23 protein-coding genes and 4 tRNA genes are annotated in these 24,398 nt (G+C 35.7%); 3 read left to right on the forward strand and 24 right to left on the reverse strand.

The features are described 5' to 3' along the window. Positions 1-43: 43 nt before the first annotated feature. Positions 44-691: a PAQR family membrane homeostasis protein TrhA gene (trhA, locus tag JFT89_RS18385; RefSeq protein WP_002016441.1), complete on the reverse strand. Its 648-nt coding sequence runs from the start codon at positions 689-691 to the stop codon at positions 44-46. Positions 692-855: 164 nt separating this feature from the next. Between trhA and JFT89_RS18390 the strand changes: the two genes are divergently transcribed. Further along, positions 856-1,416, forward strand: coding sequence for a DUF1836 domain-containing protein (locus tag JFT89_RS18390; protein ID WP_002035007.1), 561 nt, complete (start codon positions 856-858; stop codon positions 1,414-1,416). A gap of 44 nt (positions 1,417-1,460) precedes the next feature. Here JFT89_RS18390 and JFT89_RS18395 read toward each other — a convergent pair whose 3' ends face one another. Then, complete coding sequence (locus JFT89_RS18395; RefSeq protein ID WP_016096425.1) at positions 1,461-2,906, reverse strand: DEAD/DEAH box helicase; 1,446 nt, start codon at positions 2,904-2,906, stop codon at positions 1,461-1,463. A gap of 179 nt (positions 2,907-3,085) precedes the next feature. Beyond that, positions 3,086-4,051, reverse strand: a complete 966-nt coding sequence (locus JFT89_RS18400) for a lysozyme inhibitor LprI family protein (protein ID WP_201040443.1) — start codon at positions 4,049-4,051, stop codon at positions 3,086-3,088. Between the two features lie 270 nt (positions 4,052-4,321). On the opposite strand from JFT89_RS18400, the gene guaC reads away from it, so the two are divergent. Together guaC and pepF are read left to right on the forward strand one after the other, a co-directional pair. Beyond that, a complete protein-coding gene (gene guaC, locus JFT89_RS18405; RefSeq protein WP_002068771.1) occupies positions 4,322-5,305 on the forward strand; it encodes a GMP reductase in 984 nt (327 codons plus the stop codon). Positions 5,306-5,443: 138 nt separating this feature from the next. Next, entirely contained in the window at positions 5,444-7,261 is a 1,818-nt protein-coding gene (gene pepF / locus JFT89_RS18410; RefSeq protein ID WP_201040444.1) for an oligoendopeptidase F, read from the forward strand. A gap of 36 nt (positions 7,262-7,297) precedes the next feature. On the opposite strand, the gene JFT89_RS18415 is transcribed toward pepF, so the two are convergent. From JFT89_RS18415 to rpsF, 21 genes are all read right to left on the reverse strand, one after another. Then, a complete protein-coding gene (locus JFT89_RS18415) occupies positions 7,298-8,176 on the reverse strand; it encodes a radical SAM/SPASM domain-containing protein (RefSeq protein WP_002016446.1) in 879 nt (292 codons plus the stop codon). Between the two features lie 179 nt (positions 8,177-8,355). After that, positions 8,356-8,835: a 23S rRNA (pseudouridine(1915)-N(3))-methyltransferase RlmH gene (gene rlmH / locus JFT89_RS18420; protein ID WP_002089928.1), complete on the reverse strand. Its 480-nt coding sequence runs from the start codon at positions 8,833-8,835 to the stop codon at positions 8,356-8,358. Between the two features lie 59 nt (positions 8,836-8,894). After that, positions 8,895-9,080 (reverse strand): CxxH/CxxC protein, encoded by a 186-nt coding sequence (locus tag JFT89_RS18425; RefSeq protein ID WP_002035001.1) that lies wholly within the window; start codon positions 9,078-9,080, stop codon positions 8,895-8,897. Between the two features lie 53 nt (positions 9,081-9,133). Beyond that, entirely contained in the window at positions 9,134-10,321 is a 1,188-nt protein-coding gene (locus tag JFT89_RS18430; RefSeq protein WP_016096421.1) for a S1C family serine protease, read from the reverse strand. A 63-nt stretch (positions 10,322-10,384) separates the two neighbouring features. Next, positions 10,385-11,179 carry an MBL fold metallo-hydrolase gene (locus tag JFT89_RS18435; protein ID WP_016096420.1) on the reverse strand — a complete coding sequence of 265 codons (795 nt, stop codon included), beginning with the start codon at positions 11,177-11,179 and terminating at the stop codon, positions 10,385-10,387. Continuing rightward, the gene (locus JFT89_RS18440; protein WP_016096419.1) at positions 11,163-11,999 is read right to left on the reverse strand and encodes a two-component system regulatory protein YycI; all 837 of its coding nucleotides are present in this window, start codon (positions 11,997-11,999) and stop codon (positions 11,163-11,165) included. The genes JFT89_RS18435 and JFT89_RS18440 overlap by 17 nt, the downstream gene beginning before the upstream one ends. Next, on the reverse strand, positions 11,980-13,323 hold the full coding sequence (locus JFT89_RS18445) for a YycH family regulatory protein (RefSeq protein ID WP_016096418.1): 1,344 nt from the start codon (positions 13,321-13,323) through the stop codon (positions 11,980-11,982). The genes JFT89_RS18440 and JFT89_RS18445 overlap by 20 nt, the downstream gene beginning before the upstream one ends. Next, a complete protein-coding gene (gene walK, locus JFT89_RS18450; protein ID WP_016096417.1) occupies positions 13,320-15,155 on the reverse strand; it encodes a cell wall metabolism sensor histidine kinase WalK in 1,836 nt (611 codons plus the stop codon). The genes JFT89_RS18445 and walK overlap by 4 nt, the downstream gene beginning before the upstream one ends. 3 nt (positions 15,156-15,158) lie before the next feature. Next, positions 15,159-15,866 (reverse strand): cell wall metabolism DNA-binding response regulator WalR, encoded by a 708-nt coding sequence (gene walR / locus JFT89_RS18455; protein ID WP_002089942.1) that lies wholly within the window; start codon positions 15,864-15,866, stop codon positions 15,159-15,161. 282 nt (positions 15,867-16,148) lie between these two features. Beyond that, a tRNA-Phe gene (locus tag JFT89_RS18460) sits at positions 16,149-16,221 on the reverse strand. Positions 16,222-16,262: 41 nt separating this feature from the next. Continuing rightward, positions 16,263-16,338, reverse strand: a tRNA-Asp gene (locus JFT89_RS18465). Positions 16,339-16,359: 21 nt separating this feature from the next. Beyond that, positions 16,360-16,431, reverse strand: a tRNA-Glu gene (locus JFT89_RS18470). A 13-nt stretch (positions 16,432-16,444) separates the two neighbouring features. Continuing rightward, positions 16,445-16,520, reverse strand: a tRNA-Lys gene (locus JFT89_RS18475). Between the two features lie 154 nt (positions 16,521-16,674). Further along, positions 16,675-17,964 carry an adenylosuccinate synthase gene (locus JFT89_RS18480; RefSeq protein ID WP_002138921.1) on the reverse strand — a complete coding sequence of 430 codons (1,290 nt, stop codon included), beginning with the start codon at positions 17,962-17,964 and terminating at the stop codon, positions 16,675-16,677. A gap of 215 nt (positions 17,965-18,179) precedes the next feature. After that, positions 18,180-19,541 carry a replicative DNA helicase gene (dnaB, locus tag JFT89_RS18485; protein WP_002016457.1) on the reverse strand — a complete coding sequence of 454 codons (1,362 nt, stop codon included), beginning with the start codon at positions 19,539-19,541 and terminating at the stop codon, positions 18,180-18,182. Positions 19,542-19,568: 27 nt separating this feature from the next. Next, positions 19,569-20,015, reverse strand: coding sequence for a 50S ribosomal protein L9 (rplI, locus tag JFT89_RS18490; protein WP_201040445.1), 447 nt, complete (start codon positions 20,013-20,015; stop codon positions 19,569-19,571). Continuing rightward, positions 20,012-21,985 carry a DHH family phosphoesterase gene (locus JFT89_RS18495; protein ID WP_016096415.1) on the reverse strand — a complete coding sequence of 658 codons (1,974 nt, stop codon included), beginning with the start codon at positions 21,983-21,985 and terminating at the stop codon, positions 20,012-20,014. The genes rplI and JFT89_RS18495 overlap by 4 nt, the downstream gene beginning before the upstream one ends. A gap of 101 nt (positions 21,986-22,086) precedes the next feature. After that, a complete protein-coding gene (locus tag JFT89_RS18500) occupies positions 22,087-23,019 on the reverse strand; it encodes a YybS family protein (RefSeq protein WP_016096414.1) in 933 nt (310 codons plus the stop codon). A gap of 79 nt (positions 23,020-23,098) precedes the next feature. Then, complete coding sequence (rpsR, locus tag JFT89_RS18505) at positions 23,099-23,332, reverse strand: 30S ribosomal protein S18 (protein ID WP_000918874.1); 234 nt, start codon at positions 23,330-23,332, stop codon at positions 23,099-23,101. A gap of 44 nt (positions 23,333-23,376) precedes the next feature. Next, positions 23,377-23,898 (reverse strand): single-stranded DNA-binding protein, encoded by a 522-nt coding sequence (gene ssb / locus JFT89_RS18510; RefSeq protein ID WP_000981963.1) that lies wholly within the window; start codon positions 23,896-23,898, stop codon positions 23,377-23,379. 26 nt (positions 23,899-23,924) lie between these two features. After that, on the reverse strand, positions 23,925-24,215 hold the full coding sequence (gene rpsF, locus JFT89_RS18515; protein ID WP_001233782.1) for a 30S ribosomal protein S6: 291 nt from the start codon (positions 24,213-24,215) through the stop codon (positions 23,925-23,927). Positions 24,216-24,398 lie beyond the last annotated feature (183 nt).

Genomic DNA, 24,398 nt, shown 5'->3' on the forward strand with positions numbered 1-24,398 from the left:
ATAAAAAAACGCCACATAACAGACATCGCGTGGCGTTTTTTGATCAAATTACGTAACAATATACACTTAGAAAATGTGCAAGACTACCTAACAATACAAAAACATGAAAAATTTCATGGTGTCCCATATATTTAAACTCCAACCATTTTGGCTTCGCACCGTAAATAAACCCACCAATTGTATAAAAAATGCCTCCAAGTACTAAGAAAATAATACCTCCTGTACTTAGATTCTCAGCTAGCGGTGCAAAGAATAGAACAATTAACCAACCCATCAGAAGATAAATTGCTGTCGATAACCATCTTGGACAATTAAACCAAAACATTTTAAAAGCAATACCACAAATTGCCGTTGCATAAACTAAACAAAATAATAGTAAACCATTTGCCGAATTTAATGTAATTAAGCAAAAGGGTGCATATGTACCTGCAATTAATATGAAAATCATAGAATGATCTAGCTTCCTAAAGAAATAAATAACACGTTCACTGGCTACGACACTATGATACACAGCTGATGCCATATAAAGGACCATCATCCCGATACCGAATAAAATAACAGCTGTAATTGCAGCAACAGATGGCATCTTAACAGAAACTTTCACAAGCATAGCTAATAATGCAATAAATGATAATACAGCTCCTCCTAAGTGAGTAAATGCATTAACCGGTTCTCTTACATAAACATTCATATAAACACCCCTCATATAATTACATGTAGTTTTCATAACTACATGTAATTATATACATATTATCCGTGCGGGTCAACATTTACAATTCATTTGTTTCGTAATACCATATTTAAAGATATACTAAACATTAAGTTCCACTAAGTTATAAAAGTGAGGGGTTCTACGTGGAAAATATAAATAAATTACTTGAATCATTACATTTAGAAAAAAGTATTAAACTTGAGGATATCCCAAATGTCGACTTATATGTAGACCAAGTTGTCCAACTATTTGAGAATACTTATGCGGATACAACGAGAACTGATGATGAAAAAGTATTAACAAAAACAATGATTAACAATTACGCAAAAGGGAAGTTATTCATCCCTATCAAAAATAAAAAGTATTCAAAAGAACATATGATTTTAATCAGCTTAATTTATCAATTAAAAGGAGCTCTTTCCATTAATGATATAAAAAGCTCCTTAGAAAATATAAATGCACCGTTAATAAACGATGATACATTCGAATTAAATACTCTATATAAAGATTACCTTTCTCTTACTGACACCAATGTGGAAAGCTTTAAGCAAGACGTGAATAACCGTGTTAAGGAAGTAAACGAGGTTTCTTCCTTAGAAGATCCAAAGCTAGAAAAGTTTTTATTACTAACATCCTTCGTGACTATGAGTAATATGTATAGACGTTTAGCAGAGAAACTAGTTGATGACCTCAAAGAAACTTAAACAAAAAAAACTATCCACCTGTTAGAGGTGGATAGTTTTTTTGTTTACTTAATTGCTTCATGAACCTTTAATTGTTTCCCTTTAATCGTTGTGTTTTTCATAATTTTTAAAACAAGCGGTCCTTTTCCATTTAATATTTCAACGTAAGAAACATTGTCTTGTATTGTAATAATTCCTATATCTTCTGCTGTAACACCTTTAATTTTAGCAATTGTACCGACGAAATCTACCGCCCTAATTTTCTTTTTCTTCCCGCCATTAAAGTACAATTTCATAATTCCTTTGTTTAGGTCTGCATTTTTATCTTTCTTTATAATTGGTTTAGCATGTATCTTTTCCTCAAATACTGCTTTCCCTTTCATAACTTCTTCTTTTGAAGGTGCAAGTGCCTTTGGAATTTCAAAGCCAATGTATTCCTCAATCTCTTCTAAAAATCTATTTTCATACGGCGTCATGAATGTAATAGCTTTCCCGTTATTACCAGCTCGTCCCGTTCTTCCCGTACGATGTACATAACTTTCTTTTTCTAATGGAATATCATAGTTAATAACATGTGTAATATTATCAATATCAATTCCTCTAGCAGCTACGTCTGTCGCTACTAAATAACGGAACTTTCCTTTTCTAAAATCGTCCATAACTTCAAAACGATCTTCTTGTACCATACCACCATGTATTTTGTCACAAGGATAGTTAATGCGCTTTAACTGCTGAAATACGTGATCTACATTTTCTTGCGTACGGCAAAAAATAATACAACTATCTGGATTCTCAATCGTTGTTACATCTTTAAGAAGTGAAAGCTTCTCCTCTTCTCTCATCTCAAAAAGTGTATGTTCAATTTTATCTGTTGTAATCCCGGTAGCCTTAATTTCAATATGCGTTGGCGAATCCATATACGTACGAGATAACTTTTCAACATCTTTTGGAAGTGTTGCTGAAAATAGCATTGTCATTCGTTTTTTAGGTAATTCGTCAATAATTGCCTCTACTTGATCGATAAAACCCATATTCAGCATTTCATCCGCTTCATCAATAACTAAATACTTCAAACACTCTAAAGAAAGGGTACCTTTTTCAATATGATCTAACACACGTCCAGGAGTCCCAACTACAATATGTGTTTTTTGCTTTAACTCTAATTTTTGACGTGCAAATGGAGATTTACCATAAACTGCAGCGGCCTTAATTCTTTTGAAACGACCTATATTCGTAATATCTTCTTTTACTTGCACCGCAAGCTCTCTCGTCGGTGTTAAAACTAAAGCTTGTGGCTTATTCTCTTCCCACTCCACCATTTCACAAAGTGGTATGCCGAATGAAGCAGTTTTTCCACTTCCAGTCTGTGATTTCACGACAAGGTCTTTCTTTTGCAAGGCAACTGGAATAACCTCTCCTTGCACTTCCGTTGGATGTTCATATCCTAAACCAGTAAGTGCTCTTACAATTTCTTTACTTAATGCATAATCAGCAAAACTTTTTTTACTCATATATTAACCTCTTTTTATTCTGTATTATTTTCTTTTTTCGCTTTTTCTATCAATGAATCATCATATACCTTATTATCACCTTATTCATTATACTTGAAAGCTCACATAAAAAGGCGAATCATTCGTGATTCGCCTGACTAAACAAAAGGATCTTCTATTTTAAAAACTTTTTAAAAATATTATTCCATATATTGCTCAACTAACTGATAACATCTTTCCCTCGTACTATTTGCATTCGATGAAATAGTTGCTACCCCTGATAATGTTCCCCGCCCAGATTTATTCCAAGCTTCTTCCGCCTTGCGATCTCGATACGTAATCCATTCACGCTGTTTCTCTCTCAAAGTGTTCATTTCACTTGTAGAAAGTTGCTTTTTCAAAACAGCATAAATCTCATTTAAAGCTTGATCCCATGCATCGTATCTTTTAACTTCCACTTCTTTCATTTCAGTTGTAATTCCGTTCTCATATAAGTAATCGAGCTTTTTCAAACTCTCCTCAATACTATTTAGTTTAGTAATATATTCTGCCTTCTGACCGGTAATAACAATTTCTTTCTTCGGCTTCTCTTCTATTACTTTTTCTTCCTTACGGTTCTCATCTTTTGTTTTATCTACATCTACTGCCCTCGGCACACTCTGTATAATTTGTTCATTCGCATTTTGATAATATATTTTAAACTGTTCTTTCCCTTTCGTTTCCCTAATAATTACGTTAAGTTGCTCTTTTACATCCCCAAACTTCTGCTCGTTTTTCAACTCCTCTACTTTAACTAGCATTTGCTTATATTTTTCTTCCTCATCTTTTTGATTAGCTAAAACTTCTCGTTTTTCTTTTGCTTGTTTGGCTAATATAACTGAACTAGCAGCATCATTTTCAATTTCCCTCAATAACGAAATTGCTCGGTCTATATTACTTTCCTGTACTGCTTCAATCATTTTATTTGTTTGATTCACCTTCAGCCTTATTTCCCGATCATCCTTCTTTTCTTTTAATGCTAATTCAAAAGATGCAACTGCTCTATCGTATTCTTTATTTTCCAGTGCTAAATCTCCTTGTTTCTCTGCCCTATCAAATGCATCATTATTGCTACATCCGGCAGTAACCAAAAAAGTTATTCCTATTATTAGTATTAACTTTTTCATAGTATCTCCCCAGCCCCCTCACCCAAAATAAGAAGCACACATACAATTTTATGCAATTATCGCAACTTTCCTTACTTTTTCATAAACGAACGTTATGCATATAAAAACTATTTAAATTCGTTTTTAGCGTTATTTTTAAAAGATATTAGCTTCTTTTAAAAAAATGTTAAGAAAATCTTTGACTTCTTCATAAAAATGATGTAAATTATCCTATGGACGAACATTTTTAATCAATAAAAATAAAATATTCGTATTTTAGGGGTGTAAATGATGGAAAACGTATTTGACTATGAAGACATTCAATTAATTCCTGCAAAATGTATTGTAAACAGCCGATCTGAATGTGATACAACTGTCACTTTAGGAAAACATAAATTTAAATTACCTGTCGTACCTGCAAATATGCAAACGATTATAGATGAAAGAATCGCAACTTATTTAGCTGAAAATAATTACTTCTATATCATGCATCGTTTCCAACCAGAGAAACGAATCTCATTCATTAGAGATATGCAATCACGTGGATTAATTGCTTCAATCAGCGTTGGTGTTAAAGAAGACGAATACGAATTCGTACAACAATTAGCTGCTGAGCAACTTTCACCTGAATACATTACAATCGATATCGCACATGGTCACTCTAATGCTGTGATCAACATGATTCAACATATTAAAAAACATTTACCAGAAAGCTTTGTTATCGCTGGAAACGTTGGAACTCCAGAAGCGGTAAGAGAATTAGAAAACGCTGGTGCTGATGCAACAAAAGTTGGCATTGGACCTGGTAAAGTTTGTATTACTAAAATTAAAACAGGCTTTGGAACTGGCGGTTGGCAGCTAGCTGCACTTCGCTGGTGTGCAAAAGCTGCAAGTAAGCCAATTATCGCTGACGGTGGTATTCGTACACATGGCGACGTAGCTAAATCAATTCGATTTGGAGCAACTATGGTTATGGTCGGTTCTCTATTCGCAGGTCATGAAGAGTCTCCAGGGGAAACAATCGAAAAAGATGGCAAACTTTATAAAGAGTACTTCGGTTCAGCTTCTGAATTCCAAAAAGGTGAGAAGAAAAACGTTGAAGGTAAGAAAATGTTCGTTGAGCATAAAGGTTCTTTAGAAGACACTTTAATCGAAATGGAACAAGATCTTCAATCTTCTATCTCTTACGCTGGTGGAACAAAATTAGACGCAATTCGTACTGTAGATTATGTAGTCGTGAAAAACTCTATTTTCAACGGTGACAAAGTATATTAATTTATAAATTTAACTAGAAGGACAAGCATTTTTTATGCTTGTCCTTCTTTTTCATGTATAAAAATGTAAAATATTTTCATTTCACTGAATTTTCTAGTATCATGTTTTTAGATACTTATAATAAGGGGGATATAACAAATGAAAAATGTAATTGAGAAACGCCTTATTCGCGCGGAAGTCTCTACTGAATTGACATGGGACCTTTCTGATTTATACGAATCTGATAAAGAGTGGGAAACTGCATTACGTGTATTAACAGACGATATAAAAAAACTTGATGCATTTAAAGGACAATTACACACTAGCCCCGCTACCTTATTAAATTGCCTACTTTTAGAAGAAGAGCTTTTAATGAAGTTAACAAAACTCGGCGCATATGCAAATTTAAAAGAATCCGCTGATCGTACAGATTCAGTTATTCAAGCGAACTCTTCCAAAATTTCCGCTCTAGGAACGAATGTACATACCGCACTATCCTTTATTCATAACGAAATTCTCTCATTTGAGGAGGGAACAATTGAAAAATATTTAACTGAGGAAATAAAACTTGAACCTTTCCGTAAATCATTACTAGAGATACTCCAAAAGAGGCAGCACACACTCTCTCCTGAAACAGAAGAAGCTCTTGCTGCACTCGGCGAAGTTCATAGTTCACCCTACAAAATTTACGGCATGACTAAATTAGCCGATATGGATTTCCCTTCTATACAAGATGAACAGGGAAATGATTTGCCTGTATCGTTTGCATTATTCGAAAGCAAATATGAATTTTCTCCAAGCGCATATATACGTAAAAAAGCATATTCATCATTTGTTTCCACATTGAAACGATATAAAAATACAGTTGCAACAACATATGCTACTGAAGTAAAAAAACAAGTGGCGCTTTCTCGTTTGCGCAAGTACGAGTCCGTTACCCATATGCTTTTAGAACCTCAAAAAGTTCCACTTGAAATGTATAACAACCAACTAGATATTATTTATAACGAATTAGCGCCTCATATGCGCCGTTTTGCAGATTTAAAAAAGAATGTATTAGGGCTTGATCAAATGCTTTTCTGTGACTTACATGCACCGTTAGATCCTGAATTTAATCCAACAATCACTTACGAAGAAGCTGGCAAACTCATTCAAGATTCTTTAAAAGTATTAGGAAATGAATATAGTTCCATTATCGAAAAGGGCTTCAAAGAAAGATGGGTAGACCTTGCAGATAACGTAGGAAAATCAACAGGTGCCTTCTGCTCTAGCCCATATGGTTCCCACCCTTATATTTTAATTACATGGCAGGGTACGATGCGCGGGTGTTTCACATTAGCTCATGAATTTGGACATGCTGGTCATTTTTATTTAGCAAATAAAAATCAGCGTATTATGAATGTGCGTCCATCTATGTACTTCGTTGAAGCTCCATCAACGATGAATGAATTACTATTAGCCCAGCATTTACTTGCGACTACTGAAGATAAGAGAATGCGCAGATGGGTTATTCTGCAACTACTCGGCACATATTACCACAACTTCGTTACCCATCTACTTGAGGGAGAATATCAAAGAAGAGTATACGCTCTAGCAGAAGAAGGACAAGCACTCACAGCTACAACTTTAACTGAAATAAAAACGAAGGTCCTTTCGACATTCTGGGGAGATTCCGTAGAAATTGATGAAGGCGCCGGTTTAACATGGATGCGTCAACCTCACTATTATATGGGCTTATATTCTTACACATATTCTGCGGGACTAACTGCTTCTACCGCTGTAGCTCAAATGATTAAAGAAGAGGGACAACCTGCTGTTGATCGCTGGCTTGATGTACTCCGTGCAGGCGGTACAATGAAACCACTTGAATTAATGAAACACGTTGGAGTAGACATGTCAAAACCAGATGCAATCCGTAAAGCTGTTTCTTACGTAGGTTCCTTAATTGATGAATTAGAACGTTCTTATCAAGAATAAAAATAAGCCCTCGCTTTATGAGGGCTTATTCTATATTTACTTTCCAAATCTTTTGCGGTATCCGCACTTTCTACACAGTTCTTCTACTGCAACCCTTTTTGAAAATCCATCTACAATATTGTTCGCTCTTTCGCCTTCAATAATATTAGAGAATGAATCATTATTAATATTTCCAAGATTAATAATTCCCTCACCATCTAGACAACAAGGAATAACCGTTCCGTTCGCTAAGATTCCAGCCTGATTTCGAAGACCATGACAGAATCCTTTTCCATCATCCTCTTCTTCATGCAATGCCGGCCACTGGAATTCATAGTCTTGATTAATAAAGACACGTTCCGCAATTTTTATACCTTTTCCCGGTGTAAGCTTCTCTTCAATTTGATAAGATAGATCAAACTCATTTTCAATTATAGATAATAAATCCCTATTTTTTTGGATTTCAGCATTTGTTTTATTATCCTGAGTTAAATTCCATAATCTTAGTGAAACGATTAAGTCCGATTGACTTGTTGCCTCTCTAATGAAAGAAAGTATACTCCTTACATAGCCCTCTTTATCTTGCGAACCTGGGTGTCCATCAAAACTGTGCAGTGAAAAATTCATTTGTCTTAACGCAGGCTTATTTAACAGTCTATGCCTTCTCTTATTAATTAACGTCCCGTTCGTTGTAATATTAACTTTAAACCCTTTTTCGTGGCTTAAATCTAATAGTTGATCTATTTTCGGATGGAGCAACGGCTCACCCTTCACGTGCAAATAGATGTAGTCTGTGTGAGGTTTAATTTGGTCTAATCTTTTAGCAAAATCCTCTACAGAAATGAATTGCTTCTGCCTTTCCGTCGGCGGACAAAAGCTGCACGCAAGATTACATACACTCGTAATCTCCAAGTAAAACTTCTTAAACTTCTTCACCTTTAATTCCTCACTTCTCTGACTACTTATACTTTTTCCTCTTCATATTACAGCATATTTTTTTAGAAATAGAAACATACTTATTTTAGGAAATCTACATACCATCTATTAATGTTTAAAAGACCATCGGTGATTTTTGTCCAATGGTCTTTTTTACTCTTTATATACAAATGAAAAATTTATTTATGATAAGGTTCACCACGATTAATCCGAAACGCTCTATACACCTGCTCAAGCAATACTAATCGCATTAATTGATGTGGTAATGTCATCTTCGAAAAAGAAAGAGATTCGTTTGAACGCTTCATTACTTCAGAACTAAGCCCCAGTGATCCGCCAATTACAAATGTGATCTTGCTCTTTCCATATGTAGCAAGGCGATCTAAGTTTACCGCAAATTCTTCTGATGATTTTTGTTTTCCTTCTATAGCTAACGCAATGACATGCGTATCATCAGAAATTTTATCCAGTATACGAATACCTTCTTTTTCTTTTACAATTAACATTTCTGCTGCACTTAAATTTTCTGGTGCCTTTTCATCTGGCAATTCAATTACTTCTACTTTTGCGTAAGAAGATAATCGTTTTAAATATTCTGCTATACCTTGTTTTAAGTACTTTTCTTTTAATTTCCCAATTGAAATAATCGAGATATTCACATTTATTCCCCACCTTACAAACACGTTATCCACAGGACTTATCCACATATCCACAAATGTTACCCACATATTGTGTGAGAATCTGTGTTCGATACAACATATGTCGCCTCATTTTGACAAAATTCACATGTTTTTTTCTCTTCTTTAGAGTTATCCACATTGTTAATAACCGGTGCGACTTCACACTCATCCACAATGATATCTAATGCTAATTCAACATGTTCTAAACAACAAGGTAAATTCATATTCTTCACCTCACTTTTCTACAATAGAAAACAGGAGGTAGGCCCTCCTGTTTTTAATACTTTTGAATGCCTAATTTCACCGTTGTTGTCGCTCGTTTTGTACCACGATAAAACGTAAGAGTCATTTTATCATTAATTTTTTTATTATATAAGGCCGTGCGGAACCCAATAATATCTTGCACCGCTTTTCCATCTACCGCCACAATAACATCATGTTCTCTAAGACCCGCATCCGTACCTGGCGAAGGACTTTTCACATCTAAAATGCAGACTCCTTCTTTTACGTTATCTGGTAATCGTAACGTTTTTGACCAATAGTAACTCGGAATCTCGTTTAATGACCTTAGTTCAATCCCAACATAAGGTCTTTTTACTTTACCGTACTTTTCTAGTTCATTCATAATAGGAACAGCTCTCGTAACTGGAATAGCTAGTCCAATTCCTTCTACTTCTTTTGCTGCAATTTTCATTGAGTTAATGCCAATTAATTGTCCCGCTACATTTACAAGCGCTCCACCACTATTACCTGGATTAATTGCCGCATCTGTTTGCAATACTTCTACTTGCCAATCGTAATGTCCATCTTGGTTTAAATCTACAGGAACAATACGCTCATTAGCCGAAATAATACCTTGTGTGACAGTTCCGGAAAATTGTAGCCCAAGTGGATTTCCAATCGCAATAACTGGTTCTCCTCTACGAACGGTATTAGAATCGCCAATTTCAATCACTTTCTTCACATACTTCGCATCTATTTCTAGTACCGCTAAATCAGTGACTACATCGGTTCCTAATACTTTACCTGGAATTTTCTTACCGTCACTTAAGCTCACTTCAATACGATTCGCCCCAGCAACAACGTGGTTATTCGTTACAATATACGCATGTCCATCTGTTTTCTTATAAATCACACCAGATCCTGTACCAGCTTCCGAATCAGCCTCTGAAAAATCGTCTCGTTGAATATTAATAACACCAACAACAGCCTCTGAAGCACGATCAACAGCGTCTACAAAGCTAATCTGTTTAACAGGAACATTTCCACTTTGAGCTTCAGCCATATTTTTTTCACTTGCTTCAGCTTGCGGAAGCTTACCTGCATGATTTGAAAATAAAGGAGCTCCAAATGCAAATAATGAAGCCCCTACAATTGTCCCTGCTATGCTAGAAATGACAATACCTTTATGTTTCTTTTTCCCTGCACGTTTAATACGATATTTTTCTTCATCAATAAAGGACATATTTGTTCACCTATCTTCCTGAAAACAACTATATTCACCTTTATTGTTTACTAAAATGAAGAATTATACGTATTGAATTTTCGTAGGCATTTTTTGATCCGTATCATGTATTTCAAAGGATTCTCCAACCCCAAAACCTTTTTCTTCTAATACTTGTGATACAGACATACGCGCTAATTCTTTCATGTTATTATCTAAGCTTAAATGCGCTAAATAAATGTGTTTTGTCTCATCTGTAATAACATCAGCCATCGCTAATGCAGCGTCCTCATTACAAACGTGGCCAACGTCGCTTAAAATACGACGCTTAATGCTCCATGGATAGCGTCCCATACGAAGCATTTCCACATCATGATTGCTTTCAAACACGAAAGCGTTCGCTCCCTTAATAACACCTTTCATACGGTCACTTACGTAGCCCGTATCTGTAATAAGAGCTAACTTTCTATTATTGTTATGAAAAGCGTAAAACATCGGTTCCGCCGCATCATGAGAAACGCCAAATGATTCAACTTCAATATCCCCAAATGTTTTCACGTCTCCTACTGAGAAAATGAATTTTTGATCAGTTGGGATATTACCTATTAAATGTTCCATTGCATTCCATGTTTTCTCGTTCGCATAAACAGGTAAATCATATTTACGCGCCAATACACCTAATCCTTTAATGTGATCACTATGCTCATGTGTTACAAGAATACCTGATACGTCATTTATATTCAGTTCAGCTTGTTTGAATAAAGCCTCTGTCGCTTTACCACTTAAACCTGCATCGACGAGCAGTTTTTTTTCATCTGTTCCTACATATAGCATATTCCCTGTACTTCCACTCGCAAGTACACTAAAGTGCATACTCATTCTTTCTCACTCCATTATGTTCTTCCGGCACTTGAGTTTCCCCTAATTCCATAACTTGTCCTTCAATTGCATTCACAAAAAAATCCTTTTTTTGTTCTGTCTTTAAGTTCCATGTTGGAGCAAGCACTTGTATATTAGAAGAAGACTCCGCAAGAGTCGCATATCCAATCTGCGCCTCTTTCACGTGCGTATTTTCTGCAATTTTATTTTTTACATATATATTTTCTAAAGCTGTTTGAGCAGTGATAATTTCTTGTTCTTTCGTTTTTTCACTTTCGCCCATTTCCTTCAAATCCGTTAACATTGTTTGTGTATACGAAATAAGCTCATTTTTTTCATTCAAATCTACAACAATCATTGCATGATTGTTGTAGAAAATCGGCTTATCCTTATACTTTTGAAAGAAATAAATTTTTGAATCTTTCATTGCCCCAAACTCGTATTTCTGCCCATCAAGCACGTAGCTTTTTAAAAAATCATTATACTTGTCCTTTGATAACGATTTTGCATTTAAAAATGGTTCTTTCAACTTACTTTCTATCTTATATTCTTCTTGCAGATGCACTGTTTGATTTTTTAAAGACTGCACATCTTCTTCCTTAAAGCTTTTATTTTTCGCCATAATAAACGACTCTTTTTTCGGCTCTTTAGGAAAACTCCCCATAGTAATTTTAGACTCTTTTAATTGTTGATCAATTTTTGTTTCTGTCACAAGTTCCAATTGATTACTATCTTGCTTTTGAATGAACTGAAAGATAAGAAAGAGATCTAAAACAAAAAAGGTCACAATAAATATGGTTTTAATTCGATCCCAATCCATTTAGTTCCCCCTCACTCCATTCAAATATTTTTTGCTTACCATTTTCTTCACATTTTACATACCATATTGGCTTTAAAATAATGTTTTTTCCTTCATTAATGGAATCTTCCAATGATAACTTATAACCAATTCCAACATCCTGAATTGAATTTTTATCAATTTGCATATTATTCTCTAATGATGTCATCACTGTACGACCCGATGCGAGAGAATTTGTTAGTTGTTTACTAGGTAATTTGAAACTTGGATCAAAAAGGGATCTTTCATACTGCATGATTTCACCTGAACCCCATGCTTGCTTTAATTCCGCCATTCCATCGCTATTAAATACAGGCAACCCATCCTCATAAAAACGGAAGGACGTTTTCCCCTTATTAATATAATCAAAACGGTAGAGTTTTAACGCACCACTATGCCCACTTACAAAGTCAAAACTTTTTTGTAAAAGTGCTGCATTATCCATAGATTCATCACTATGTACAGCGGAGTTTTTGTATTTCAACATTGCATTTGACTGATCAATTTCCATAGAACGTATACCATCTGTAAATGTTTTCTTTGATTTCTCAGAAATAGGGCTTAAATAACGTGGATCACTAAATAATGCATTTTTAAATGTATCCTCATCTAACCTAGATCCAAAATACTCTACCTCACTTAATTCCGTAATTCCATCTGGTAAGTAAAGTTTTTTTCTATCACTTATTTGATATTCAAAATACGGTCTCGCTACTGTTATAAGTTGATTTTGAGCATTTATAACATCCTTTACATAAACACCACTCAATTTTGCTTCATATATTTTACGATAAGGATAAGTATCATAGGAAACAAAACTAATTTTAATTTCTTGGTCCTTACTTCGAGAAGGGTCAATTATAATACGATTGAAACTCCTATTACCTTCTATGTTTTTATCTTTAAAATTAAACATACTTTTAATCGTACCCAGTGGAATGTTTGTAGGAAAAACAAATTCAATTTTTTCTTCTCCATGTACATACGAAAGAAAATCACCTTTAGGAACTGTCCCTGTTATTTCCTTTAAATCCTGTAACTCTCCATTTTCAAGAATTCTATAAATTAAATCCACATTACTCTTGTTTTCACTCACATAATGATTTTTCTCTTTATGAACGATTACAGAGGATGGGCGAACAACCTCCGAAAGTTTTATTGGATTTATCTCTTCATTACCTTGAACAAATTTTGCATTTTGTATCGGGGTAGAATCAGGAACATATGTCCATAAGTTAAAAGTAAGAAATAGGCTAATAACAACTAAATTAATTAAAACTATTGTTTTAAAGTTTTCCATACTCATTCCCAATCGTCCTCTTCATCAGTTGCCATTGGCAGTGTGAAATAAATAGTTGTTCCTTTTCCTTCCTCACTTTTCGCCCAAATTGAGCCTCCGTGCGCCTCAATCATTTCTTTCGCAATGGCTAATCCAAGACCTGTACCACCCATTTGTCTTGAGCGAGCTTTATCTACACGGTAAAAACGTTCAAATATTTTATCTACATTTTCCTTCGGGATACCCATTCCTTGATCACTCACACTAATTTCTAATAACTCACCACGGTCACGCAGGCGATATGTTACTGTGCCACCTTCTGGCGAATATTTTAATGCATTGGAAATAATGTTATATAAAACTTGTGTAATTTTGTCTGTATCCATATCAATAAATCGAGATTTTTTAGAGAAAGATCGTTTGAAGCTTACATTTTGCTCTTTAGACATTTCAAAGCGATCGATAACGTTATTAAAGAAATCAGTAAAGTCGACCCATTCCTTCATTAAGCGATGTTCTGTACTATCTAGTTTTGATAGTTGTAACAGCGCATTTACAAGTCTAATCATTCTTTCTGTTTCTTCTTGTGTAACCGTTAAAAATTGTGGTGCGATATTCGGATCTTGCCATGCACCATCCGTAAGTGCTTCTAGGTAACTGCGCATTGTTGTTAACGGTGTTCTTAGCTCATGAGATACGTTCGCAACAAACTCACGGCGCTCTTGTTCTATACGCTCCTGCTCCGTTACATCATATAATACAGCAATTAAACCATTTGCCTTCCCTGTTTCTTTTTGAATGACAGAGAAACTAGCACGTAAAATATATGGTTCATTCCTCGTACTAAAATCTAATAAAACTGAATCAGGTTCTTCATATAAATGATCCAGCGTAAATTCTTCTTGTATCCCTAACACTTCTAAGACAGATTGATCTAATGCCGTTTCACGCGAAACATTTAACATTTTTTCCGCAGGATCATTTAATAAAATGATGTCACCTTTTCGATCAGTAGCAATTACTCCATCTGTCATATGTGATAAAACAGATGATAGTTTGCGCCTTTCACTCTCTGTTGAAGAGCGGGCTTGTTGTAATTTTTTCGATAAATTATTGAAAGATAATGCTAGTTGTCCAATTTCATCATGGCTATGCACTTTTACTTTTCTCGAATAGTTTCCTTTTGCCATTTCAATTGCTTGTCTCCGCATATCTGAAATTGGTCTTGTAATTGTTTGAGCCAACAAAATCCCAAGTACAGCTGTTACTAGTAAAGCAATTACTGTCCCCGTCGCGAAAATTTGGTTTATATCTTTCATTTGTTTATACACATCTTCCATAGATGCAACAATACGAATGACGCCAAGTACCTCTCCTTCTTGCTCTTTTAGAATAGGAGTAATCATCACTTGAACCCGATGACCTGTTTTCACGTCTTTCTCAACCTTTGACTCTGGTTTTTTTTGTACCATTACCCTTTGTACAGCTGTGTCTGCTGACGTTCGTCCTACTTTATTTTGCTTAGACGCGTCTGAAATTGCCATTAATTTTTTAGTAGAATCAATTACACTTATTTCTTGAATATCTTTCTTACGATCCGATGCTAATTTTTGAATCGAATCATTAATAGCTTTATCTACTGATTCTGCTTTAGGACGTTCTTTTACAAACTCTTGCTTCAAGTTATAAGAAAGTAAATTTGTTTGCTGCGTTAAGGAATCTTGAAAACCTTTTACAAGGCTTTTTTCTAATTCCCTAACGAAATATACACCAATTACTTGCATTGCTATTAATATTAACAGCATATATATGAGCACAAATTTTAAATGAATAGATTGAAAAAAACCAACTTTCTTCATATACTATTCCTGTTCTGGGTCACGCAAGTAATACCCTACCCCACGTCTAGTTACAATTAAAGTAGGATGACTTGGATTATCTTCAACTTTTTCGCGTAAACGACGTACTGTTACGTCTACTGTACGTACATCTCCAAAATAATCATAACCCCAAACTGTTTGTAATAAATGTTCACGAGTCATAACTTGACCTAAATGCTTCGCTAAATAATGTAGTAATTCAAATTCACGATGTGTAAGCTCAATGCTTTCTTCACGCTTCGTTACACTATAAGCGTTCGAATTGATAACGATTGGTCCAATAACCATTTCGGTATTTTCTTCTTTCTCTGCAGCACCACCCTGCTGATGGCGACGTAAATTTGCTTTCACACGAGCAAGTAACTCCCTCGTACTAAATGGCTTCGTTACATAATCATCTGCCCCAAGCTCAAGCCCTAATACTTTATCAATTTCAGAGTCTTTTGCTGTAAGCATAATAATTGGCATTTCTGAGCTTTTACGTATTTCACGACATACCTCTAAACCGTCTTTTCCCGGTAACATAATATCTAATAAAACCATATCTGGCTGTTCTTCATTTGCTTTTTCAATCGCCTCATCACCATCATGCGCCATTACAATTTCAAAACCTTCTTTTTCTAGGTTGAACTTCAAAATATCCGCAATCGGCTTTTCATCATCAACTACTAAAATTTTCTTTCCCATCATCGTCTATTTCCTCCTTATAAAAATATGATCAATAATCCTCAAACATATTGGTGTTTCTATAGTATGTTCCTATATGACAACAATCTTAGTCTAAGTATTTCTCCTCTATTCTCATAGACTCATGTATCATCCACTTTTACACGGAATCCTATACGATCTATAGAAAAACCTCTAGCTTCAACTGCTAGAGGCTCCTCATTCTATTGTAAAATAACTACCCACTTTTGTAAAACTGGACAAAATAAAAAGGATATTAAGTGGGCCCACTTAATATCCTGAGAGTGGCTCGGGACGGAATCGAACCGCCGACACGAGGATTTTCAGTCCTCTGCTCTACCGACTGAGCTACCGAGCCAAAACTATATATAAAACCACTAATGGTGGTATAAACAAAAGTGGCGGTCCCGACCGGGGTCGAACCGGCGATCTCCTGCGTGACAGGCAGGCATGTTAACCACTACACCACGGGACCAAAAATGAACATAAAAAAACATGACCCGTACGGGATTCGAACCCGTGTTACCGCCGTGAAAGGGCGGTGTCTTAACCACTTGACCAACGGGCCACGAAAAATAAAATGGTGAGCCATGAAGGATTCGAACCTTCGACCCTCTGATTAAAAGTCAGATGCTCTACCAACTGAGCTAATGGCTCATACTCACCAACGTCATATTTTCGTGACGACAAGACATATCATAACATGTTATCTTTCATTTTTGCAATACCTTTTTTTATTTTTTTATAAAAGATAAGAAAAAACTCATGAAAACATGAGTTTTTTCTTAAAAGAATCAATTTTTTATATCAATTAAGCTTCGTATACATTACGAACGATATTTGTTTGATTACGATCTGGTCCAACTGAGAACATAGATAATTGGATTCCTGTTAATTCAGAAACACGCTCTACGTATTTTCTTGCATTTTCAGGAAGTTCATCTAATGATTTCATAGCAGTAACATCTTCTGTCCAACCTGGAAGCTCTTCATATACAGGCTCACATTTCGCTAAAATGTTTAAGTTAGCTGGAACTTCATCGATAACTTCGCCATTGTATTTGTAAGCAACACAAATTTTAAGAGTTGGGATACCTGTTAATACATCGATAGAGTTTAATGATAAGTCTGTTAAACCACTAACACGACGTGCATGTCTTACAACAACGCTATCGAACCAACCTACGCGGCGCGGACGACCAGTTGTTGTTCCGTATTCACGACCAACTTCACGAATTTGATGACCGATTTCATCATTAAGTTCCGTAGGGAATGGACCATCACCTACACGGCTTGTATATGCTTTACATACACCTACAACGCGAGTAACTTTCGCAGGACCAACTCCAGTTCCAACTGTTACACCACCAGCAATTGGGTTAGAAGATGTAACGAATGGATACGTACCGTGGTCGATATCAAGCATAACACCTTGTGCACCTTCAAATAATACACGATGATTGTTATCTAGTGCATCATTTAATACGACAGATGTATCGCATACATACTGTGCGATTTGTTGTCCGTATTCGAAGTACTCTTCAAAGATTTCTTCTACGCTGAAACCTTCTGTATCGTACATTTTTTCAAATAAACGATTTTTTTCCACTAAATTGCGCTCAAGCTTCTCTTTAAATGCTTCACGGTCTAAAAGATCAGCCATACGGATACCAATACGAGCAGCTTTATCCATATATGCAGGACCGATACCTTTTTTCGTTGTACCGATCTTGTTATCACCTTTACTCGCTTCTTCTAATTCATCTTGTTTTAAGTGATAAGGTAAAATAACGTGCGCACGGTTACTTACACGTAAATTATCAGTACTTACACCACGATCGTGTAAGTATTTCAACTCTTCAAGTAATGCTTTCGGATCTACTACTAAGCCATTTCCGATTACACAAATTTTCTCTTTATAGAAAATACCAGATGGAATTAAGTGTAATTTATATTTAACTCCGCCGAAAACAATTGTATGTCCCGCGTTATTTCCACCTTGATATCTTGCAACTACTTCCGCATGCTCAGAAAGAAAATCAGTGATTTTACCTTTTCCTTCGTCGCCCCATTGTGTTCCTACAACTACTACTGAAGACATTATTAAAGCACCTCCGCAATTTTCAAACGATCTATTCAAACAATATAATTGTACCAAAACAGAAAGAGAAGTCAACCAAAAAGCGAACATTTTTTTATCAAAAAACGTTTTCGTTCGTAAGAATTACATATTCACCTTATGAAAGCCCTATCTTTCATATAAAAAAAAAGAAACACATCTTATTATAAGAAATGTGTTTCTTTTTTATACTGCCTTTATGCGTGCGGTGCATGTCCATCCTCAAAGCGGCGTTCTAAGTTGACGAATTTATTAAATTCCTTAACAAACGCAAGCTCTACTGAACCTACCGGACCATTACGTTGTTTTGCAATGATAATTTCAATTGTATTTTTATTTTCTGTTTCACGATCATAGTAATCTTCACGATATAGGAAGGCTACAATGTCAGCATCCTGCTCGATACTTCCTGATTCACGAATATCAGACATCATCGGACGTTTATCTTGACGAGATTCTACACCACGAGATAACTGCGACAAGGCAATAACAGGTACTTGCAATTCACGTGCAATCCCTTTTAATGTACGAGAAATCTCAGATACTTCCTGCTGACGGTTTTCTCCTGATTTCCCACTTCCTTGAATAAGCTGTAAATAGTCAATCAAAACCATCCCAAGACCTTGCTCTTGCTTTAATCTACGACATTTTGCTCGAATCTCATTTACTTTAATCCCTGGTGTATCATCAATATATATACCAGCATTAGAAAGGCTACCCATCGCCATTGTTAATTTCGCCCAATCATCAGAAGTTAATGAACCGGTACGAAGTCTTTGTGCATCAATATTTCCTTCTGCACAAAGCATACGCATAACAAGCTGATCAGAGCCCATCTCTAAACTAAAAATCGCTACATTTTCATCAGTTTTCGTCGCTACGTTTTGTGCGATATTTAGTGAAAATGCAGTTTTCCCTACCGATGGACGCGCCGCCACGATGATTAAATCATTTCGCTGAAAACCTGCGGTCATCTTATCTAATTCAGTAAATCCAGTTGGTATCCCGGTAACTTCACCCTTTTGATTATGCAAAAGTTCAATTTTATCATAAGCATCTACAAGAACATCTTTAATGTTTTGGAATGCTTTTGCATTTGTTTGGTGAGATACTTCTAATATTTTTTTCTCAGCCTCATTTAAAAGGCCATCCACATCATCTTCTCGCTCGTATCCATCCGATACAATATGAGTCGCCGTTCGAATTAAACGACGTAAAAGTGCCTTTTCAGCGATGATGCGTGCATAATATTCTACGTTAGCAGCTGTTGGAACAACTTCTGCTAACTCTGCTAGATAAGAAACCCCACCAACTTCTTCTAGTAATCCTTGATCAGCCATCGCTGATGTCATTATTACTAAGTCGATTGGTTCTCCCTTATCAGACAACCCAAGCATGACTTCAAAAATCTTTTGATGTTTCGTTCGATAAAATGAGTCAGGTACCAATAGTTCCGATGCTGACGTTAACGCATCCTGATCAATTAATATGGCACCTAAGACTGCCTGCTCAGCTTCTATATTATGCGGAGGGGTACGATCAGCCATTACATCACTCATGCGCAATCCTCCTTGCTTAATTTATTTTTATTGTTCACTAACATGAACTTTTACTGTTGCTGTTACTTGCGGATGCAATTTCACAGTGACGTTTGTATAACCTAATGCACGGATTGCATCATCCATTTCAAATTTACGTTTATCAAGTTTAATCTTGTGTGACTTTTGCATTACATCTACAATTTGTTTACTCGTGATAGAACCAAATAAGCGGCCACCTTCTCCAGATTTCGCCTTTACTTCTACAGTTAATTTCTCTAATGTTTCTTTCAGCTCTTTTGCATTCTCAACTTCTGCTGCTGCATCTTTTTCCTCTTTGCGCTTTTGAGCATCTAAAGTTTTCATACTGCTGTTTGTCGCTTCGGCAGCTAACTCCTGTTTTAGTAAGAAATTATTTGCATAACCGTCTGGTACATTTTTTATTTCTCCTTTTTTACCCTTACCTTTTACGTCTTTTAGAAAAATTACTTTCATGATTGTGTGCCTCCCTGTAAATAGTCATCAATAACAAATCGAAGCTTCTCCTCCGCTTCATCTACTGTAACATTTTTCATTTGTGTGGCTGCATTTGTTAAGTGCCCGCCACCTCCTAAATTCTCCATAATTAGCTGTACATTCAATTCACCTAAAGATCTACCACTAATTCCAATGAAATTTTCTCCACGTTTTGCAATAACAAACGATGCAATGATACCTGTCATTGTCAATAATGTGTCTGCTGATTGTGCAATAAGTACTTGGTCATAATATTCATCACCATCAACTTTAGCAATCGCAATTCCATTTTTATAAATGTACGCATTTTTAATGGCTTTTGCAACTCGTAAATACTGACCCATATCTTCTTTTAAAAGTTCTTGTACAAGTACAGTGTCTGCGCCATGCGAGCGTAAATAAGAAGCGGCATCAAATGTACGAGCGCCTGTACGGAATGTAAAACTTTTCGTATCAACAATAATACCAGCTAACAATGCCGTTGCTTCTAACATTGTCATCTTTAAATTTTTCGGTTGATACTCAAGTAATTCTGTAACAAGCTCTGCCGTTGAAGAAGCGTATGGCTCCATATAAACAAGTAATGGATCTTCAATGAAATCTTCCCCGCGGCGATGATGGTCAATAACTACTACATTTTCAATCTTGTGTAACAGTTTTTCCTCCATCACCATTGAAGGTTTATGCGTGTCAACAACAACAAGTAATGAATCATCGTTTGCAAATTCCATCGCTTGCCCTGGTGTAATAAAATGTGACCATAACTCTTCATTTTGTTTCACTTTATCCATCAAACGTTTGATTCCTTTATCAGAATCATTTTCATCTAATACAATATATCCTTTGCGCTCATTTAATTGAGCTACCTTTAAAATACCAATCGCTGCACCAATCGCATCCATATCAGGAGCTCTATGCCCCATTATAATGACATTACTGCTTTCTAATACTAAATCCTTTAATGCATGTGAAATAACTCTAGCACGTACACGAGTACGCTTTTCGACCGGATTCGTCTTGCCACCGTAAAACTTAACTTTACCCGTCGCTTGTTTTATAGCTACTTGGTCTCCTCCTCGTCCTAATGCAAGGTCTAAACCAGATTGAGCCATCGCTCCAAGCTCCGATAAAGGTAAATCACCCGAGCCAACACCAACACTTAGCGTAAGTGGTATATTCCTTTTTGATGTTTCTTCACGCACTTGATCCAAAATACTAAATTTCCCTTTCTCCATTTGCGCTAAAATACTTTCATTTAGTACAACGAAGAATCTTTCTGAAGATGCACGTTTCAAATATGCACCATACTTAACGGCCCATTCATTTAGACGTGACGTCACAAGACTTGTTATATTCGTGCGTAATTGATCATCTAACCCTTGTGTAACTTCATCATAATTATCTAAATAAATAACAGCTAAAACGGTGCGCTGATCCTCATACATTTTTTCAATCTCTGTTTGCTCAGTTACATCAAAAAAATAAATTAGTTTTTCTTCTTTCCTTACAAACACACGGAACTTTCGACTATTTAAAGATACTATATCGTCAGAAGTCTCTCCTTTAATAAAAAGGAGTAATGTTTCTGATACATCGTACAGATGCCACCCAGCTAATGCGTGTTGCCCCAAACATGAAGACAAGTAAGGATTTGCCCAATCAATCCCATACTCCTTATTGTATAACAATATACCGATTGGCATCTGGTTGAATGCTTCGTTACTCACTTTTTTTACCCTAGTAATCATATCTGTCGTATACTTTTCAAAATTCCTTTGAAAGTTAAGTTCAAATCGTATAACTAAAAAGAAAACGATGCTAAAAATAAAAAAGGCGGCTATCCCCATAATTAAGTGAAAATAACAAAGAATCGAGATTAGCACCAACACAAAAAATGCCAATACGTAAACAGGATATAAAAACCACTGTTTCTTATAAAATTCAGGCATGTATACAACTCCTATAACGTAAAACCAACTCAATTTCTAGTTAGTTAAACAGATTAAACACCTTAAAACAGCATAAAAATGCTGTTTTATCCCTTTGTTTTTCATTGCATTTTAGAACGCAATGAAATCCCTAAATCAATTATACCTAAGATTGTCACAAGAGGAAACAGCATTGGAATAAACATACATACGATAAAACTAATAATAGGAACACCTTTCGTAAAACCTTTTTTGTGTGCTAAAAAGGTGATAAACGTTAATCCTTGCAATACAAGCAGCAACGCAAAGATCACATATAGATTAGAAAATACCATATGTAAATATGATGTTGGTTCAACTTTTATGAAAGTTGATAGCAAAATAAATATGACGTAATACCAGACAATACTCTTTGGCAATTGTATATCTTTAAATTTAGGCCAAGGTGTCACGCCATACTTTAATTTTCTCAAAACACTACCTGATATTAGCACTGTGATCCAAGAAAAACATACAGAAACTAGCACAAGTATACTTGGAAATAACGTTTGTAGTATATCATTCATTTGTGCAAACAACTCTTTTTGTTCCTTACTAACTGGCATACCAGCAGCATTTGCTATCTTTTCACTTTGCACCATACTTTCATTAAACATATTTTGCATTTGCTTCATTAAATCTATGTTAAAAAACTTTATACTCCCCACATAAATGAGCATCATACCAATTAAATATGCAAGTGTTCCAGCTATTAATATCTCCACTGATTTTTTCCCTTTTTTATACATATATCCTAATACAACACCTATTAATCCAAACATCACTGTCTTTATGAGACTAATTGGTTGACTCACGATAACTGTAACAAAAAGCGCCGCTACAAAAATCATGAATACATTAGATAGTTTATGTCTTACTGTTAATAATATAAATGGTAACGGCAACGCAAATGTTGCAACTGTACCTAAAATCGGAACATACATGGATATCAGCAATAAAATTGCATATATCGCCAATAACGCTGCACCCTCAGTAATAAATTTCGTACTTTTCATCATCTAACCTCTCTTTCAAAAAGAAAAGCATAGCAAAATGCACAGTAGAGTCCGACTCTACTGTGCATTTCATACGCTATTATTCACCAACATATGGTAAAAGTGCCATTTGACGAGCACGTTTAATTGCAACTGTAAGTTTGCGTTGGTATTTTGCGCTTGTCCCTGTTACACGACGAGGTAAAATTTTACCACGCTCAGAAACGAAACGTTTTAATAAATCAACATCTTTATAGTCAATGCGAGTGATGCCGTTAGATGTGAAGAAACACACCTTACGACGCTTCGCACGTCCACCTTTGCGTCCTGCCATGTCTATTCCCTCCATTCTTTGTTAAAAATAGCCGATTCACACCATTAAAATGGTAAATCGTCGTCCGAAATGTCAATCGGTTGACCAACATTCGAAAATGGATCGTCATTCTTCGTAAATCCAGAGTTACCTTGATTACCTTGGTTACCTGAATTACTAGATTGACCAAATGGGTTAGAGCTTTGGTTACCGAAACCAGCTCCTGATGGTTGCTGATTGAATGAACCACGTTGCTCCCCACCGCCATTACGCGGCTCTAAAAATTGTACGCTCTCCGCAAGAACTTCTGTTACATATACACGTTTACCATCTTGTCCATCGTAATTACGAGTTTGAAGACGTCCGTCTACGCCTGCTAAGCTACCTTTTTTCAAATAATTTGCCACGTTTTCTGCTTGTTTACGCCATATTACACAATTAATAAAGTCAGCTTCACGCTCACCTTGTTGATTCGCAAATGCGCGATTCACAGCTAACGTAAAAGTAGCTACTGCAACACCATTGGGCGTGTAACGTAAGTCAGGGTCCTTAGTTAAACGACCAACGAGGATAACACGATTCATCAATCGAACCACTCTCCCTTATATATCAATTATTTTTCTTCTTCTTTAACAACGATATGACGAAGGATATCTTCGTTGATCTTAGCTAAACGGTCGAATTCGTTAATCGCCTCTGAGTTAGAGTTCACGTTTAAGATCATGTAGAAACCTTCACGTAAGTCGTTGATTTCGTAAGCTAAACGACGCTTACCCCACTCTTTCGTGTTAATGATTTCTGCACCATTGTTTGTTAAAACACCTGCAAAACGTTCAACTAAAGCTTTTTGAGCTTCTTCTTCAACGCCAGGACGAATGATGTACATAATTTCGTACTTTCTCATTACACTTTCACCTCCTTTTGGTCTAAACGGCCCATAATGGGCAAGGAGCAATTAATTTATAGTAATTACTCACGAGTTTAGATTATATCATAGTAAGTTATATGAATCAACTCACCAATACGTAAAAAACTTGGCAAACACATAATATATTTGCCAAGCTCATATCTTTATTTTTCCTAGGAA

The sequence above is a fragment of the Bacillus sp. TH25 genome, from assembly GCF_016650935.1.
Lineage (GTDB): Bacteria > Bacillota > Bacilli > Bacillales > Bacillaceae_G > Bacillus_A > Bacillus_A mycoides.

What these genes read in the sequence shown, in the direction of transcription:
- walR (WP_002089942.1), bottom strand. Translation starts at nt 15,866, where the DNA reads ATGATGGGAAAGAAAATTTTAGTAGTTGATGATGAAAAGCCGATTGCG.
- JFT89_RS18395 (WP_016096425.1), bottom strand. Translation starts at nt 2,906, where the DNA reads ATGAGTAAAAAAAGTTTTGCTGATTATGCATTAAGTAAAGAAATTGTA.
- JFT89_RS18500 (WP_016096414.1), bottom strand. Translation starts at nt 23,019, where the DNA reads ATGAAAAGTACGAAATTTATTACTGAGGGTGCAGCGTTATTGGCGATA.
- JFT89_RS18425 (WP_002035001.1), bottom strand. Translation starts at nt 9,080, where the DNA reads ATGAATTTACCTTGTTGTTTAGAACATGTTGAATTAGCATTAGATATC.
- rpsF (WP_001233782.1), bottom strand. Translation starts at nt 24,215, where the DNA reads ATGAGAAAGTACGAAATTATGTACATCATTCGTCCTGGCGTTGAAGAA.
- trhA (WP_002016441.1), bottom strand. Translation starts at nt 691, where the DNA reads ATGAATGTTTATGTAAGAGAACCGGTTAATGCATTTACTCACTTAGGA.
- JFT89_RS18480 (WP_002138921.1), bottom strand. Translation starts at nt 17,964, where the DNA reads ATGTCTTCAGTAGTAGTTGTAGGAACACAATGGGGCGACGAAGGAAAA.
- pepF (WP_201040444.1), top strand. Translation starts at nt 5,444, where the DNA reads ATGAAAAATGTAATTGAGAAACGCCTTATTCGCGCGGAAGTCTCTACT.
- JFT89_RS18430 (WP_016096421.1), bottom strand. Translation starts at nt 10,321, where the DNA reads ATGTCCTTTATTGATGAAGAAAAATATCGTATTAAACGTGCAGGGAAA.
- dnaB (WP_002016457.1), bottom strand. Translation starts at nt 19,541, where the DNA reads ATGAGTGATGTAATGGCTGATCGTACCCCTCCGCATAATATAGAAGCT.
- walK (WP_016096417.1), bottom strand. Translation starts at nt 15,155, where the DNA reads ATGAAGAAAGTTGGTTTTTTTCAATCTATTCATTTAAAATTTGTGCTC.
- JFT89_RS18445 (WP_016096418.1), bottom strand. Translation starts at nt 13,323, where the DNA reads ATGAGTATGGAAAACTTTAAAACAATAGTTTTAATTAATTTAGTTGTT.
- JFT89_RS18400 (WP_201040443.1), bottom strand. Translation starts at nt 4,051, where the DNA reads ATGAAAAAGTTAATACTAATAATAGGAATAACTTTTTTGGTTACTGCC.
- guaC (WP_002068771.1), top strand. Translation starts at nt 4,322, where the DNA reads ATGGAAAACGTATTTGACTATGAAGACATTCAATTAATTCCTGCAAAA.
- JFT89_RS18495 (WP_016096415.1), bottom strand. Translation starts at nt 21,985, where the DNA reads ATGCCTGAATTTTATAAGAAACAGTGGTTTTTATATCCTGTTTACGTA.
- rplI (WP_201040445.1), bottom strand. Translation starts at nt 20,015, where the DNA reads ATGAAAGTAATTTTTCTAAAAGACGTAAAAGGTAAGGGTAAAAAAGGA.
- JFT89_RS18440 (WP_016096419.1), bottom strand. Translation starts at nt 11,999, where the DNA reads ATGGATTGGGATCGAATTAAAACCATATTTATTGTGACCTTTTTTGTT.
- rpsR (WP_000918874.1), bottom strand. Translation starts at nt 23,332, where the DNA reads ATGGCAGGACGCAAAGGTGGACGTGCGAAGCGTCGTAAGGTGTGTTTC.
- JFT89_RS18435 (WP_016096420.1), bottom strand. Translation starts at nt 11,179, where the DNA reads ATGAGTATGCACTTTAGTGTACTTGCGAGTGGAAGTACAGGGAATATG.